The sequence below is a fragment of the Shouchella lonarensis genome (assembly GCF_900096965.1).
GTDB classification, from domain to species: domain Bacteria; phylum Bacillota; class Bacilli; order Bacillales; family Bacillaceae_D; genus Shouchella; species Shouchella lonarensis.
The window spans coordinates 1-1,028 of sequence record NZ_FMYM01000025.1; the positions used below are offsets into that span (position 1 = coordinate 1).

Below are 1,028 nucleotides of genomic sequence, written 5' to 3' on the forward strand. Positions count from 1 at the left end.
GCACCTGTAGGTCCTGTAGGTCCTGTGGCACCCGTTGGTCCCGTCGGACCCGTTGCGCCCGTGGATCCCGTGCTACCCGTTGCACCTGTAGGTCCTGTAGGTCCTGTAGGTCCCGTCGGTCCTGTGGCGCCCGTCACGCCCGTCGGTCCTGTGAGTCCTGTTGCACCCGTTGTACCTGTGGCTCCTGTGGCTCCTGTGGCTCCTGTGGCACCCGTTGCACCGGTCGCACCTGTTACGCCAGTGGCACCCGTTGGTCCCGTGGCGCCGGTCGCACCCGTTGCACCTGTGGCACCCGTTGCACCCGTTGCACCCGTGACGCCAGTTGCACCGGTTACACCTGTTACGCCTGTCGGGCCAATTACGCCGGTTGGACCTTGAACAGCGAACTGTTCCCACGGACTCCACGTAGACGTATCACCATTGAAACTACGAATATAAATCGTTGGGTTAGAGAAAAATATTTGCTGCACCCAAGGATTGACTGTTGCAGGTGAAACGACCGATACATAAAGCGTCCAGATTGGTGATGTCACCCCAGGTGGTCCTGCGATAGGGGGACCATCAGTACCGTTAGAACTATATACACCCGGCTCCATAAACATTGGTGCATTCAAATTTGAACCAGATGAGACCGGCATCGTTAATGGAAATGCACCGACATCTTCCGCGTCAAGCACGACATTTCCAACCTGCCCGTTGACACTTAACACATCGCCTGTCGGACCCGTTGGTCCCGTTGGTCCTGGTGGACCTTGCATCGTCGAAATACTGGATGCCGATTTCATTTTTGAAGCAAGCATAATTTCCTTTTTAAAAATTGTATCGAGCATATTTTGTGTACTCTCATTTACACTAAGCACTTCTTGGGCCGTTGGTGCAGGACCTGTAGCGCCATTTAACGTTCCTAGCACATATTGAATTTTTTCTCCCTCAGCATTGATAATGTGCGACAAGCCCATTTCCTCCATCGCAATGGAGGCCAATATTAAATTCACAACATCTTCACGGTCTAACGTAATGTTGGGCGT

Annotated in this window: 1 protein-coding gene; it reads right to left on the bottom strand. The window is 53.1% G+C overall.

Annotated features, from left to right (window positions below):
• The coding region (locus BLT29_RS13790; RefSeq protein ID WP_367576301.1) for a pyocin knob domain-containing protein at positions 1-1,028 on the bottom strand (1,028 nt) is incomplete at both ends.